The organism is Klebsiella sp. HMSC09D12, from assembly GCF_001808475.1.
Lineage (GTDB): Bacteria > Pseudomonadota > Gammaproteobacteria > Enterobacterales > Enterobacteriaceae > Klebsiella > Klebsiella oxytoca.
In genome coordinates, this window is the sequence record NZ_KV793474.1 from 1 (window position 1) to 13,289 (window position 13,289).

General features: G+C 54.8%; 14 protein-coding genes. 6 read left to right on the top strand and 8 right to left on the bottom strand.

The window, feature by feature from the left end:
• Positions 1-118 precede the first annotated feature (118 nt).
• Positions 119-724, top strand: coding sequence for a glutathione transferase GstA (gene gstA, locus HMPREF3178_RS12685; protein WP_004102649.1), 606 nt, complete (start codon positions 119-121; stop codon positions 722-724).
• Positions 725-766: 42 nt separating this feature from the next.
• Here gstA and pdxY read toward each other — a convergent pair whose 3' ends face one another.
• The 5 genes from pdxY to anmK form a co-directional block, all read right to left on the bottom strand.
• On the bottom strand, positions 767-1,627 hold the full coding sequence (gene pdxY / locus HMPREF3178_RS12690) for a pyridoxal kinase PdxY (protein WP_004102651.1): 861 nt from the start codon (positions 1,625-1,627) through the stop codon (positions 767-769).
• A 61-nt stretch (positions 1,628-1,688) separates the two neighbouring features.
• Complete coding sequence (tyrS, locus tag HMPREF3178_RS12695; protein WP_004102653.1) at positions 1,689-2,963, bottom strand: tyrosine--tRNA ligase; 1,275 nt, start codon at positions 2,961-2,963, stop codon at positions 1,689-1,691.
• Positions 2,964-3,410: 447 nt separating this feature from the next.
• Positions 3,411-4,067, bottom strand: coding sequence for a pyridoxamine 5'-phosphate oxidase (gene pdxH, locus HMPREF3178_RS12700; RefSeq protein ID WP_029496813.1), 657 nt, complete (start codon positions 4,065-4,067; stop codon positions 3,411-3,413).
• A gap of 57 nt (positions 4,068-4,124) precedes the next feature.
• The gene (mliC, locus tag HMPREF3178_RS12705) at positions 4,125-4,448 is read right to left on the bottom strand and encodes a C-type lysozyme inhibitor (protein WP_024274269.1); all 324 of its coding nucleotides are present in this window, start codon (positions 4,446-4,448) and stop codon (positions 4,125-4,127) included.
• Positions 4,449-4,540: 92 nt separating this feature from the next.
• Positions 4,541-5,665 carry an anhydro-N-acetylmuramic acid kinase gene (anmK, locus tag HMPREF3178_RS12710; RefSeq protein WP_004102661.1) on the bottom strand — a complete coding sequence of 375 codons (1,125 nt, stop codon included), beginning with the start codon at positions 5,663-5,665 and terminating at the stop codon, positions 4,541-4,543.
• A gap of 269 nt (positions 5,666-5,934) precedes the next feature.
• On the opposite strand from anmK, the gene slyB reads away from it, so the two are divergent.
• Complete coding sequence (gene slyB / locus HMPREF3178_RS12715) at positions 5,935-6,402, top strand: outer membrane lipoprotein SlyB (RefSeq protein ID WP_004102663.1); 468 nt, start codon at positions 5,935-5,937, stop codon at positions 6,400-6,402.
• 229 nt (positions 6,403-6,631) lie between these two features.
• On the top strand, positions 6,632-7,984 hold the full coding sequence (locus HMPREF3178_RS12720; protein WP_004113440.1) for a sensor domain-containing diguanylate cyclase: 1,353 nt from the start codon (positions 6,632-6,634) through the stop codon (positions 7,982-7,984).
• Positions 7,985-8,025: 41 nt separating this feature from the next.
• Here the strand turns inward: HMPREF3178_RS12720 and slyA are convergent, their stop codons facing one another.
• Positions 8,026-8,466, bottom strand: a complete 441-nt coding sequence (gene slyA / locus HMPREF3178_RS12725) for a transcriptional regulator SlyA (RefSeq protein WP_016810099.1) — start codon at positions 8,464-8,466, stop codon at positions 8,026-8,028.
• 171 nt (positions 8,467-8,637) lie between these two features.
• Between slyA and HMPREF3178_RS12730 the strand changes: the two genes are divergently transcribed.
• From HMPREF3178_RS12730 to HMPREF3178_RS12740, 3 genes are read left to right on the top strand one after another with little or no spacing between them, the layout of a single operon-like run.
• Positions 8,638-8,874, top strand: coding sequence for a DUF1656 domain-containing protein (locus HMPREF3178_RS12730; protein WP_004102668.1), 237 nt, complete (start codon positions 8,638-8,640; stop codon positions 8,872-8,874).
• Between the two features lie 10 nt (positions 8,875-8,884).
• Entirely contained in the window at positions 8,885-9,781 is an 897-nt protein-coding gene (locus HMPREF3178_RS12735; RefSeq protein WP_017145745.1) for an efflux RND transporter periplasmic adaptor subunit, read from the top strand.
• A complete protein-coding gene (locus HMPREF3178_RS12740; RefSeq protein WP_017145744.1) occupies positions 9,781-11,805 on the top strand; it encodes an FUSC family protein in 2,025 nt (674 codons plus the stop codon). Before HMPREF3178_RS12735 ends, HMPREF3178_RS12740 begins: the two co-directional genes overlap by 1 nt.
• Here the strand turns inward: HMPREF3178_RS12740 and sodC are convergent.
• Positions 11,798-12,319, bottom strand: coding sequence for a superoxide dismutase [Cu-Zn] SodC (gene sodC, locus HMPREF3178_RS12745; RefSeq protein WP_004102674.1), 522 nt, complete (start codon positions 12,317-12,319; stop codon positions 11,798-11,800). The two genes, HMPREF3178_RS12740 and sodC, sit on opposite strands and share 8 nt — an antisense overlap.
• A gap of 59 nt (positions 12,320-12,378) precedes the next feature.
• Complete coding sequence (locus tag HMPREF3178_RS12750) at positions 12,379-13,275, bottom strand: aldo/keto reductase (protein ID WP_016810095.1); 897 nt, start codon at positions 13,273-13,275, stop codon at positions 12,379-12,381.
• Positions 13,276-13,289 lie beyond the last annotated feature (14 nt).

Genomic DNA, 13,289 nt, shown 5'->3' on the forward strand with positions numbered 1-13,289 from the left:
CCACCTCCCTAGGAGGTGGTTTAGGGATGACAATTAAACCGCTAACGCTCTGTTAGCGGTTTTTTTTTGCCCCTGGGCGGACTAACATACAGAAAACCGCAGCCACGAGGAGTCACCGATGAAACTGTTCTATAAATCCGGCGCTTGTTCTCTCGCCTCGCATATCGCGCTACGCGAAAGCGGGCTGGACTTTACCCTGCAGGGCGTTGACGTGATGAAAAAACGCCTTGAAAACGGGGAGGATTATTTGCTGGTTAACCCCAAGGGTCAGGTACCGGCGCTGCTGCTGGACGATGACGTGCTGCTGACGGAAGGCGTGGCCATTATGCAGTATATCGCCGATCGCGTACCGGACCGCCAGCTGCTGGCGCCGGTAGGAAGCATCGCCCGCTACCAGACCCTGGAGTGGCTAAACTACGTGGCGACGGAACTGCATAAAGGCTTTACACCGCTGTTTCGCCCGGATACGCCGGAAGATTTCAAACCTATCGCCCGCGCGCTGCTGGATAAGAAAATGCAGTACGTGAACGAATGTCTGCAGGATAAAGAGTGGATTAACGGGCATCGTTTCACCATTGCAGATGGCTACCTGTTCACCGTACTGCGCTGGGCCTACGCCGTGAAGCTGAATATGGAAGGTTATAGCAATATCGCGGCCTGGATGAAACACGTTGCCGCGCGCCCGGCCGTAGCCGCTGCTCTTGAGGCTGAAGGGCTGAAGTAAAACCGATGCTTGCCCGACATGTCGGGCAAGTTCATACCCGCCTTAAAGCTGGGTGGCGCTAAAGTAGTGCTCCGGCTGCGCAATACGATCCTGAGCCGCCACAACCTGAAGCTCATATTCCTGCATGTTTTTAGTCGCCAGCATGATTTCATAAACCGCGGCGGTCACATGCTCCAGCGCATCGCGCAGAGTGGCGCCCTGCAGCAGTTTGACCAGCAGCAGCCCGCTGGTAACGTCACCGACGCCTACCGGCTGGCGCATGCCAAAATCCACCAGCGGACGGCTGATATGCCAGGCTTCCTGCGCGGTAACCAGCAGCATCTCAAAACGATCCATACTCAGTCCGGCACGCGAGAGATGCTTCACCAGCACCACTTCCGGCCCCTGAGCAATCAGCTCGCGCGCGGCCAAAACCGCCTCGTTAACGTTTGCCACCGGATGCCCGCAGAGGATCTCCAGCTCAATCAGATTTGGCGCAATAATATCGCTTGCCGGCAGCGCGTAGCGTACGTGAAACTCCGCTACGCCCGGCGCCACGATGCAGCCCTTTTCCGGATGACCCATTACCGGGTCGCAGAAATATTTCGCAGCCGGATTGGCGGCTTTAACCTGACGCACAATGCCAAGAATATGTTCGCCCTGTTCAGCCGATCCCAGATAGCCGCTTAGCACGGCGTCACAGCGCTGCAGTTGGTTAATATCGGCAATCCCCTGAACAATCTCCGTCAAATGCGCTGGCGGCATCACGCAGCCGGTCCATTTACCGTATTGGGTATGATTGGAGAATTGTACGGTATTAAGCGGCCAGACGTTGGCGCCAAGGCGGCGCATCGGAAATTCAGCGGCGCTGTTGCCCGCATGGCCAAACACAACGTGGGACTGGATGGCGAGGATGTTCTTCATCTTAATTACCTGAGAGCAAAAAATAAGGGGCGCGGTTTCCCACGCCCCTGCCTTTACGCAATTACTTCCAGCAGACCAGACAGTAATTTTTCTTACCGCGGCGCAGTAAGGTGTAGCGACCAAAGAGACGGTCGGCGTCGACAAATACGTATTCCGGGTCGGACTGTTTTTCGCCGTTGATGGTCACCGCATTGGATGCGATGGTTTTACGCGCCTGACCGCGGGACGGCTGCAGTTCAGAATCCACCAGCGCCTGCATCAGATCGGCGCCTTTATCCATTTCGATCATCGGCACGCCATCCTGCGCCAGCTGTTCGAAATCGGCTTCGCTCAAATCGCTCAGGTTGCCGTTGAACAGGCTCTCGGTAATGCGTTTTGCCGCCACCAGACCTTCTTCACCGTGCACCAGACGGGTCACCTGCTCGGCCAGCACGTACTGGGCGCGCGGCGCTTTACCGCTGTTTTTGTCTTCCTCTTCCAGGGCATTGATTTCAGCTATGTCCATAAAGGTGAAGAACTTAAGGAAGCGATAAACATCGGCATCCGCGGTGTTGATCCAGAACTGGTAGAACTTATACGGACTGGTTTTCTTCGGATCGAGCCACACTGCGCCGCCTTCGGTTTTACCGAATTTCGTGCCGTCGGCTTTGGTGATCAGCGGAACGGTGAGGCCAAAGACTTGATTCTGGTGCAGACGGCGGGTCAGGTCGATACCGGAAGTAATGTTACCCCACTGGTCAGAACCGCCGATTTGCAGCGCCACGCCGTGCAGCTTGTTCAGGCAAGCAAAGTCGTAGCCTTGCAGCAGGTTGTAGGAGAACTCGGTAAAAGAGATGCCCTGGTCGTCGCGATTCAGACGCTGCTTCACCGCTTCTTTGTTGATCATTTGGTTTACGGAGAAGTGCTTGCCGATATCACGCAGGAAGGTGAGCACATTCATGCTGCCAAACCAGTCGTAGTTATTCGCGGCGATGGCAGAGTTATCACCGCAATCAAAGTCGAGGAAAGGCGCGACCTGTTTGCGAATTTTATCTACCCACTCCTGCACGGTATCTTCAGTGTTCAGTTTACGCTCAGCGGCTTTAAAGCTCGGGTCGCCAATGAGACCCGTCGCGCCGCCAACCAGCGCAACAGGCTTATGGCCCGCCTGCTGAAAGCGTTTCAGGCATAACAATGGAACAAGATGCCCCAAGTGCAAGCTGTCGGCGGTTGGGTCGAAGCCGCAATAGAGCGCGATCGGGCCTTGCGCCAGTCGCTCTGCTAACGCTTCCTCGTCCGTCACCTGGGCTACCAGCCCCCGCTCCTGCAATTGTTTAATCAAGTTACTGCTTGCCATCAAATTCTCCATCTATAAACGACTGCACCTCTGCCGGTACACGACTTTTCGCCAGACGCGAAAAAAAACATCTATACCCTAAATAATTCGAGTTGCAGGAAGGCGGCAAGTGAACGACAAATTCGTCAGGAACGAATTTGAACAACCGAAGATGACCTTCGGTCAGGGACATGGATGTCCCTGATTCATCCCGATGAGCTTACTGTAGTAAGTGATTCGGGTGAGTGAACGCAGCCAACGCACATGCAACTTGAAGTATGACGGGTATACGCAAAATTGTTCAAGCTGCATCGCGGCGGCAAGCATATGAAAGCTCAGGGAACTTACACAGGTAAGCGACAGAGCGGGCAGGCGCAGCGGATAAAGATGCAGCTTGAAAAATGAAGCGTATAGAATAAAGCGCCAGGCCACGATGCACCAGCGCTTAAGACAACATTTTTGCGTCCTTTATGGCGCCAGTCGGTCGATCTGCCAGCCGCTGTTTTGGCGCTGATAGAGAAAACGATCGTGCAGACGATGCTCTCCGCCCTGCCAGAACTCCATCTGTTCAATACTGACGCGGAATCCGCCCCAGAAGCTCGGCAGCGGAACTTCGCCCTGCTGGAACTTTTGCTTCAGCTCGAGGAACTTACTTTCGAGGATGCCGCGAGCCGAAATACGGCTGGACTGCTGCGATACCCAGGCGCCAATCTGACTGTCGCGCGGGCGGCTGTGGAAATATTTGACTACTTCCAGCGTCGACAGGCGTTCCGCTTTACCGATAACCATGACCTGGCGCTCCAGCATATGCCATGGAAACAGCAGGCTGATGCGGGGATTTTTTTCAATCTGGTGGGCTTTGCGGCTGCCGAGGTTGGTATAAAACACCAGGCCTTTCTCATCGTAGTGCTTGAGCAACACGATGCGCTGGTAAGGCTGCGAGTTTTCATCAACGGTCGCGACAACCATCGCCGTCGGGTCAGCGAGCTTCGCATCACAGGCCTGCCGCAGCCAGCGTTCAAATAATGCCAGGGGTTCGGCAGGAAGGTCGTGGCGACGCAGGCCACCACGGGTATATTCACGGCGCAGATGCGCAATTTGCTGCAATTCTTCGTTATCAGACATGGCAATTGAGAAAGTCATCAATGGGTGGCGTTATTGTGCGCCCCCATGACTGAAATCTCAACGTTTGGCGGTTTGCAGCTGACAGTTTTCCAGCACAATACGGTCGCGTTTATAAACGGTGGCGCTATCGCCTTTAGACCAGAAGACGTATACGCCATCGGTATAGCGCGCGCCGGAGGCGGAGAGACCCTGCTGTAAATTTAACTGCTGGTTGTCGTAAATGAAGCTGACCTGCTGGCGAGTATTATTGAGATGGACGGTTAACGGTTTTTGCTCGCACTGGTACTCGAGGGTATCCGTGTTCATCCGCTCAACAAACTGGTTGTAGTAGCTACAGCCTGCGAGCATAAAAGGTACAGCAAGAATAAGTATTTTTTTCATCAGTATGCCTTCGACTTTCCCGGTCCGGGAAGGCATAACGCCCTCCCTCAACGTTGGCCAGTTTACGAAGAAACCGGCGCGGGTGATTTCAGTTAACTCTGATTTTGCTGCGGATTGGCCGGGAAAATCGCGCCCAGTACGGTTGCCTGCGACGCGCCGGTCACGGAAGGGAGATTGCCGGGTAAGCCGGCGAGGGTACGCCACGCCAGCCACGCGAAAGCCAGCGCTTCCATATCATCACCGCTAATGCCCGCCTCATCGGTCGTCGACACTTCGGTTCCCGGCAACAGCGCCGCCAGACGCGCCATCAGTAGCGGGTTACGCGCACCGCCGCCGCATACCAGTAGACGCTCGCAGCCTCCGCTTAGCAGCACCTGTTCGCTGATGCTGACGGCAGTCAGTTCGGCCAGGGTCGCCTGAACATCCTGGGCACGAAGCCCCGGATAACGCGCCAGATGCTGCGTGAGCCAGCCGTAGTTAAAGTATTCGCGCCCGGTACTCTTCGGCGCCGGCAGGGCAAACCAGGGATCGCTGAGCATATCCTGCAGCAGCGGCAGCACAATTTTCCCCTCGCTGGCCCACTGCGCGTCTTTATCATAGGGTTTGCCGCACTGGCGCCAGACCCACGCGTCCATCAGCATGTTGCCTGGCCCCGTGTCGTATCCACGTACCGGCTGCCCCGGCGCCAGTAAAGAGAGATTGGCAATACCGCCGATATTGAGAATCATGCGGCGCTCTACCGGATGCGCCAGCAGCGCATGATGGAAAGCAGGAACCAGCGGCGCCCCCTGCCCCCCGAGCGCCATATCGCGGCGGCGAAAGTCTCCGACCACGGTTACGCCGGTGCGCGCGGCAATCTGATTATTGTCGCCTATCTGCATAGTGTGCGGCGCATCACCCGTTGGCTCATGCCAGACCGTTTGCCCATGGCAGCCGATGGCGATGATATCTGCTGCCTGTAGCTTTTCCTGAGCCATTAGCGCCAGAACCGCATCGGCAAACAGCCGCCCCAGCCGCGTATCCAGCCGCCCTAGCTGCGAAAGCGTAAGCGGCTGCCCCTGACAGATAGCCAGAATCTGTTCTTTAATCGCAATGGGGATGGGATACGTCAGGCTGGCCTGCTGGGCGACCAGATCTTCATTAATTGCTGCAAGCACAACATCCACACCATCAAGGCTGGTGCCGGACATGACGCCGATAAAGCGGCCTGATTTCATACGCTTTCCTTCATTCCATGACTCTCGTATATCCCCACACTCCACCATAAACGAGGGGGCAATGCTATGCTGCTATAATACTTTTTAACAATACAAGCAGCGCGATGGTACTTAGCGTAAAGAACTTATGTTTAGTTTAGGTTGAGACGACTCTGATTATTATTTTTTGTATAGTCACGGTATCTGCTATGCCAGCAGACGCTTAAATGCCATATAATTGGCTACAAGGAAGTTCAACAGAACGCTTCTTGTGAACAGGAGATTCATAAATGATTTTACGTGTTTTGGCTGTCTCGATGATTGGTTTTACGCTTGCAGGTTGCGTCAGCAACAGCGGCCTGTCCGGCGATGTTTACTCCGCATCCGAAGCCAAACAGGTCCAAAGTGTGACCTACGGCACCATTGTGCATACCCGCGCGGTTCAGATTCAGGGCGGAGATGAAAGCAATGCTATCGGCGCCATTGGCGGCGCGGTGCTCGGTGGTTTCCTGGGTAACACCATCGGCGGCGGCACGGGTCGCTCTCTGGCAACCGCAGCTGGCGCTGTCGCGGGCGGCGTAGCCGGTCAGGGCGTCCAGGGCGCAATGAACAAAACCCAGGGCGTTGAGCTGGAAATTCGCAAAGATGATGGCAACACCATCATGGTGGTGCAGAAACAAGGCAGCACGCCGTTCTCCGTCGGACAACGCGTGGCTATCGCCGGCAGCGGCAGCCAGGTTACCGTATCCCCGCGCTAAATCTTTTCCCTGCGGCCCTTGCGGGCCGCTCATTTATATAAAATATGTATCATTTATCATAATAAATAAACACTGCAAATATATTTATATTTTTCCGCCTCCCATCCACAACTTGCGCCTGCTCAATATTCTCCCCTCCGCTATCAAGTAATCTGCACCCTATATTACGCAAAACATTTACGACAGAGACGTCGTTTTACCTTTGCCCTTTTATTCAGGGATGTTGACTATGTTTATTAATCTCAAACGCTTGCCTGACAGGCTATTTCTTTACGCTGTCGTATGCGGTTTTTCTATTGCTACGATTAATTTCGTTACCGGCTCATTAATTCATCGTATCTCTACAACTTCATCAATGCTGTTTCCCGTATTGACTATCTCACTGATGGGTTTCCATATTATGATTGCCTGTTTTATGGGCATGAAATATCTGTGCGATAAAAAGCAGCTGTACCTGGCGCCAATAGCCTTCGCTTTTGCCTGTTCGGCCCTGTTGATGCTCGGGACCATAGGCAGCTACCCGGACTGGCTGGTATGCGCCCAGGGGCGCCCCATCAACCAGAATGACGCGCTAATTTTTTATTTTTTCCGCAACGTCATGATGGCCGTTTTATTTATAACTTCGATCGTTTTATATCGGCTTCGCCACCGTACCACTCATTCAGGAAAGATTCACGGTCTGGTACTGCTGGGTTGTTTTATTTTGATCGCCGCAACGCTCATATTGTCGTGGGTTCATTCCAGCAACTCACCATTACTGAGCATTGAATTCATTGATAATCTGACCTATACCTTTACGCCGCTATGGCATAACCGGGTTGGCTGGGTATTAATTGGCACATGGTCATTTACGCTGATTTTACTTATTAGCCTGACCCGGCTACGCAATATATTCTGGTACAGCGGCGCTTTTTTTTGTACCGCCTATATATTTACGCTGCTGGTTCTGCTCTCTACGGTCAACGGTAACGCTCATTCCTGGAACCAGGCGCGGCTCTTTGAAACGCTGAGCACTCTGTTTTTGATTTTAGTTCTGCTTGTGGATGTTTTTATCCTCTACCGGGAGTCAAACGAAAGGTACGTTCGCTCGTACCAGAATTCTATTCGCGATCCCCTGACCCGGCTGTATAACCGCAGCTATTTCTACGACACCCTGAATCAACGATTAACAAAAGTCTCTGCATCACAGCCGCTATCGGTCATTGTCTGCGATCTTGACCGCTTTAAGCGCATCAACGACACGTACGGCCACGTGCAGGGAGATAAGGTCATTCAGTTTGCTGCCAGCGTGCTGCAGAATAACGTGCGCCAGGAGGACATTGCCGCGCGTATCGGCGGGGAAGAGTTCGCCCTGCTGCTGGTCAATATCGGCGCCAACGAAGCGCTGGCCATTGCCGAACGCATCCGCCTGTCCGTCAGTGAACAGCATGAAGGGTTACCGGAAAGAATGACCATCAGTATGGGGGTTTTCACCACTCAGGATGCGCATGTTGCGGCGGAGGAGTGCGTCAAGCGCGCTGATACCGCCATGTACGAAGCGAAAAACACCGGGCGTAATCGCGTAGTCGTCTGGCAGGCGTAAATAAAAAAGAGGCCTTGAGAAGATTCAAGGCCTCGTTAAGGTCAATCTTTTGCCTGGAGATCGAGGATGTTGTGTTCAAGTTTACGAATCAAATTGAGCAGCGTTTCCACCTCTTCTTTAGAAACGCCGGCCAGAATCTCATCACGCGTTTTGCCGATAACCTCTTCCATTTCGTTGATCAGGGGTTCGGCTTTTTCGGTAAGCTTGATACGTTTTGCCCGCCGATCGTTTGCACAGGTCTGGCGAGAAATAAGCCCCTTTTCCTCCAGCTGGTCGAGCGTGCGAACCAGCGAAGGCTGCTCAATACCAATGGCTTTCGCCAGCTGAATCTGCGACTGTTCAGGCGGCAGCTGGTGAATGTTATGCAGCGTGACCCAGTGCGTCTGCGTTAACTCCAGAGGTTTCAGGCGATGGTCGATTAGCGCGCGCCAGACGCGTACCAAACGTGCCAGATCAGAACCAAGTGGCGATTCCAATTTCATCTCCTTATAATTAGCTTGCTAAGTTATTATACTGATTTTAGAATAGTGTGCAGCATTTAAATTACCAAAACAAATGAATTACCTGATTCACTAAAATCAGAACAATGATTTACAATGTGAATAATCGCATAACCTGAACATTCATCCTGAAACGGCAAAGGATTTTTGCTTGTGAAACTGAGTCTTAACACTACCGGATTGCCGCTCCAGGACCTGGTGTTCGGCGCTTCGGTCTATTTTCCTCCTGTCTTTAAAGCCGTTCTGCTGGGCTTCTTTATCTGGTTGGTCGTTCATCGTCAGCTGCGGGACTGGATGTACGCAGGTGAAATCTGGCACCCCCTGCTCATGGATCTCTCCTTCTTTGCGCTCTCCGTTTGTCTGGCGCTGGTTTTACTGACTATCTGGTAATGTTCATTACATGAAGAAACTAAAATATTTATCCACGCTGCTGGTCGCCGCGCTGGCCATTATTGCCGCCTGGCTGGTCTGGAATTACTACACGCAGTCCCCGTGGACCCGCGACGGGAAAGTCCGGGCCGAGCAGGTAGGCGTCACGCCGCAGGTGTCCGGGAGCATCCTGCAGCTCAACGTACGCGATAACCAGCTGGTTAAGGCCGGTGAAGTACTGTTCAGAATTGATGATACGCCTTATAAAATTGCGCTGCTCAACGCCCAGGCCCAGCTCGACAAGGCTCGAGCTGAAGTTGCCCGCGCGCAGGCTGAACAGAAAAAAGCCGCCAGCGATGCCGCTCGCCGACGCCATCTCTCCGAGAATTTCATCTCCGCAGAAGATTTAGAAAACGCCAATACTGCGCTTAATACCGCTAATACTAACCTGGCAGCGGCTAAGGCCGTCGTGGGAGCCGCCCTGGCCACCCTCGATCATGCCCAATGGCAGCTCGCGCAGACCGAAATTAAGGCCCCGGTTGACGGCTGGGTAACGAACCTTTCGACCCGCATTGGCGACTACGCAACCGTAGGCCATCCGCTTTTTGCCCTCGTCGACAGCCACTCCTTTTACGTGATCGGTTATTTTGAAGAAACGAAACTGCGTAATATCCGTCCCGGCGATAGCGCGCAGATCGTCCTCTATAGCAGCAAACAAAAGTTACAGGGTCACGTAGGCAGTATCGGACGCGCTATTGTCGATCAGAGCGTAGAGAGCGGAAGTGGTCTGGTGGCGAATATTAAACCGAATATTCCCTGGGTACGCCTTGCCCAGCGCGTGCCGGTGCGCATTGAGTTTGACCATCTGCCGCCGGATATCACGTTGGTCTCCGGTACCACCTGCACCGTTGCCATTGGCCCACAGTAATGAAGCTACAGGCCCTGACGTGGCGCTCTCTTCCCTGGATTAAGGCCAGCCGTCCGCAGTGGCGCTATGCCCTGCGTAACGGGATTGCCATGTGCCTGGCGTTGAGCATCGCCTACTGGCTGGATCTTGACGAACCCTACTGGGCGATGACTTCCGCCGCGGTAGTCAGCTTTCCCACCGTCGGCGGCGTGATCAGCAAAAGCTGTGGCCGTATTGCCGGCAGCCTGCTCGGCGCCTGCGCGGCGCTGCTGCTGGCCGGCCATACGCTCAACGATCCGTGGCTATTTCTTTTTAGTATATCGGCGTGGATAGCTCTCTGTACCTGGGCCTGCGCGATGTTCACCAATAACGTCGCCTATGCATTCCAGCTTGCGGGCTACACCTGCGCGATTATCGCTTTCCCGGTTATCAATATTACCGATGCTAACGAACTGTGGACTATCGCCCAGTCGCGCGTCTGCGAGGTTATCGTCGGTATATTGTGCGGCGGGCTAATGATGATGATTTTACCGAGTACCTCCGACGGCACCACGCTACTGAGCGCGCTAAAAAATATGCATGCCCGCCTGCTGGAACACGCCAGTCTGCTGTGGGTCCCGGAAACAACCGATGCTATCCGCGCCGCGCACGAGAGCGTGATTGGGCAAATCCTGACCATGAATCTGCTGCGCATTCAGGCCTTCTGGAGCCACTATCGCTTTCGCCGGCAAAATCCGCTGCTCAACTACCTGTTACATCAGCAGCTACGAATGACCAGCGTCATTTCGAGCCTGCGGCGGATGCTGCTTAACTGGCCCGCCGCGCCCGCTCGTACTCGCGAGATTCTGGAGTCTTTGCTCAGCGAGTTAGCGCTTTCAAACGCCGATGCTTACAGCGTTGCCCGCATTATCGCGCCGCTTGCGCCGCCCGCCGATGCCGACTACCGACACATCGCCTTCTGGAAGCGCCTGCGCTATTTTTGTCGCCTGTATCTGGAGAGCAGCCGCTGGCTCAAGCGCATCGAAAACGCCACTGCGATCACCGAATTCAACGTACCTTCCGCACCCGCGCTGGCCCGCCATACCGATCAGGCCGAAGCTCTCTGGAACGGAGTTCGCGCTTTTTGCGCGCTGGTGATGGTCGGCGCATGGGGTATAAGCACCCAGTGGCAGGCCTGCGCTGCAGCGCTTACTCTGGCGGCTATCTGCTGCGTGCTGTATTCGGTTTCACCCTCACCGTTTAAATCATTAACGCTTTTAATGCGTACCCTGATCCTGCTTTCGCTCTTTAGCTTTGTCGTGAAATTTGGCCTGATGGTGCAGATAACCGATTTATGGCAGTTTTTGCTATTTCTGTTTCCCCTGCTGACCACAATGCAGTTGCTCAAACAGCAGATGCCAAAGCTCGCCGGACTTTGGGGGCAGTTGATCGTTTTTATGGGCTCATTTATTTCGGTCACCAACCCGCCGGTGTACGACTACGCTTCGTTTCTTAATGATAATCTGGGAAAAATCATTGGGGTAGGACTTGCCTGGCTGGCTTTCGCCATTATCAGTCCAGGTTCAGACGCGCGTAAAAGCCGTCGGCACATCCGTGCGTTACGGCGTCACTTTGTCGACCAATTGAGCCGTCGTCCGCAGCATAGTGAACATGAATTTGAGTCGCTGGTTTATCATCACATTAGCCAGCTTAGCAACAGTCAGGATGCGCTGGCGCGCCGCTGGCTGCTGCGCTGGGGCGTCGTGTTACTCAATTGTTCCCACGTGGTGTGGCAACTACGCGACTGGGAAACGCGCTCCGACCCGCTCTCGCAGGTGCGCGATCTGTGCATTAGCCTGCTGCGTGACGTGATGAGCGAGCGCGGCGTTCAGCAGCGCCCTCTCGCTTCAACGCTGCAGGAACTGCAGCGCATCTGCGACGCGCTTAATCGCCACCACCAGCCCGCCGCCAGAGAGCTGGCGGCGGTTATCTGGCGACTCTGGTGCGCCCTGTCTCAGCTGGAACAGGCGCCGATCGCAGGAACGTTGACGGAAAGGACTACTTGATGACGCCGCAGGCGAAGCGCTCGCCGCCACCGCCGAGAGGCTGCGGGCTGTCGGACATATTATCGCCCCCCACGTGAATCATCAGCGCCTTGCCTTTCACTTCATCGAGGGTTTTTAAACGCGGCGCGACCACCGGCTGGGTGGCTTTTCCGTCGTTATTAACCACCAGGAACGGCAGATCGCCGAGATGACCGGCGCCGTCAGGACCTTCATGCTTTCCGGTGTTTTGCGGATCGTAATGTCCGCCGGCTGCGCCAGCGGCGACGGCTTTACCTTCTTTGATGGCCGGCTGGCAGCTACCGTTGGCGTGAATATGGAAGCCGTGCTCGCCGGGAGGCAGCGCTTTCAGGTCCGGAGTAAACTCGAGACCTTTCGCGGTTTCACTAATTTTCACGCTACCGATGGCCTGACCAACGCTCTGGCTGGTCACAAGATTGATATCGACGCTTTCGCTGGCCGCCTGCGCGCCCGCACAGGCGGCCAGGGTAAGTATGGCGAGAATACATCGTTGCATAACACCTCCTCAATGGCTCTATCACTATTCAGTGTAGGCCATTGCTGAGGTGTCGGTGTTTACGGAACGTCGTAGCCTAAGGCCGCTTTGCGAATGCGGAACCACTGCTGACGGCTCATATTTAGCTTTTCAGCGACAACCGCCGAGCGCACGCGCTCAATTTTTCCTGAACCGATAATTGGCAGCGGCTGCGACGGCAGACGCAGGATCCAGGCGTACACCACCTGCTCAATGCTTTCCGCATTGAGCTCCTGAGCGACGCGGGCCAGCTCATCGCGCAGCGGCTGGAAGCTTTCGTCGTTAAACAAACGACCGCCGCCGAGGCAGGACCAGGCCATCGGTCGGATACGCAGCTGCTGAAGCTGATCGAGCGTACCGTCAAGCAGCAGCGGCTGGTGAACCGGGGAAATTTCCACCTGATTAGTCGCCAGGGTAAACGGCAGGCGCGACTGCAGCAGGGTAAACTGGGCGGGGGTAAAGTTCGACACGCCGAAGTGGCGAACCTTGCCGCTATGATGTAAAGCCAGGAAGGCCTCAGCCACTTCGTCAGCATCCATCAGCGGGTCCGGGCGATGAATCAGCAGCAGGTCCAGATGGTCGGTCGCCAGATTACGCAGCGACTGCTCCGCGCTCAGCACAATATGGTCGCGATCGGTAATATAGTGGCCGATGGTATTTTCTGCCCGCGCTTTCGTGGCAATTCCGCATTTGGTGACGATCTCCATCCGGTTGCGCAGATGGGGCGCCAGCTTTAGCGCTTCGCCAAACGCCGCCTCACAGCGATAGTCGCCGTAAATGTCGGCATGATCGATGGTGGTGATGCCCAGATCCAGGTGTTGCTCCACAAAGCCCACCAGCGCCTGAGCGGACATATTCCAGTCCATCAGACGCCAGTAGCCCATCACGAAACGAGAGAATTCCGGCCCCTGGGGAGCCATAGCAATACGCTGAACCATAACAGCTTCCTCAA

What these genes read in the sequence shown, in the direction of transcription:
- gstA (WP_004102649.1), top strand. Translation starts at nt 119, where the DNA reads ATGAAACTGTTCTATAAATCCGGCGCTTGTTCTCTCGCCTCGCATATC.
- pdxY (WP_004102651.1), bottom strand. Translation starts at nt 1,627, where the DNA reads ATGAAGAACATCCTCGCCATCCAGTCCCACGTTGTGTTTGGCCATGCG.
- tyrS (WP_004102653.1), bottom strand. Translation starts at nt 2,963, where the DNA reads ATGGCAAGCAGTAACTTGATTAAACAATTGCAGGAGCGGGGGCTGGTA.
- pdxH (WP_029496813.1), bottom strand. Translation starts at nt 4,067, where the DNA reads ATGTCTGATAACGAAGAATTGCAGCAAATTGCGCATCTGCGCCGTGAA.
- mliC (WP_024274269.1), bottom strand. Translation starts at nt 4,448, where the DNA reads ATGAAAAAAATACTTATTCTTGCTGTACCTTTTATGCTCGCAGGCTGT.
- anmK (WP_004102661.1), bottom strand. Translation starts at nt 5,665, where the DNA reads ATGAAATCAGGCCGCTTTATCGGCGTCATGTCCGGCACCAGCCTTGAT.
- slyB (WP_004102663.1), top strand. Translation starts at nt 5,935, where the DNA reads ATGATTTTACGTGTTTTGGCTGTCTCGATGATTGGTTTTACGCTTGCA.
- HMPREF3178_RS12720 (WP_004113440.1), top strand. Translation starts at nt 6,632, where the DNA reads ATGTTTATTAATCTCAAACGCTTGCCTGACAGGCTATTTCTTTACGCT.
- slyA (WP_016810099.1), bottom strand. Translation starts at nt 8,466, where the DNA reads ATGAAATTGGAATCGCCACTTGGTTCTGATCTGGCACGTTTGGTACGC.
- HMPREF3178_RS12735 (WP_017145745.1), top strand. Translation starts at nt 8,885, where the DNA reads ATGAAGAAACTAAAATATTTATCCACGCTGCTGGTCGCCGCGCTGGCC.
- HMPREF3178_RS12740 (WP_017145744.1), top strand. Translation starts at nt 9,781, where the DNA reads ATGAAGCTACAGGCCCTGACGTGGCGCTCTCTTCCCTGGATTAAGGCC.
- sodC (WP_004102674.1), bottom strand. Translation starts at nt 12,319, where the DNA reads ATGCAACGATGTATTCTCGCCATACTTACCCTGGCCGCCTGTGCGGGC.
- HMPREF3178_RS12750 (WP_016810095.1), bottom strand. Translation starts at nt 13,275, where the DNA reads ATGGTTCAGCGTATTGCTATGGCTCCCCAGGGGCCGGAATTCTCTCGT.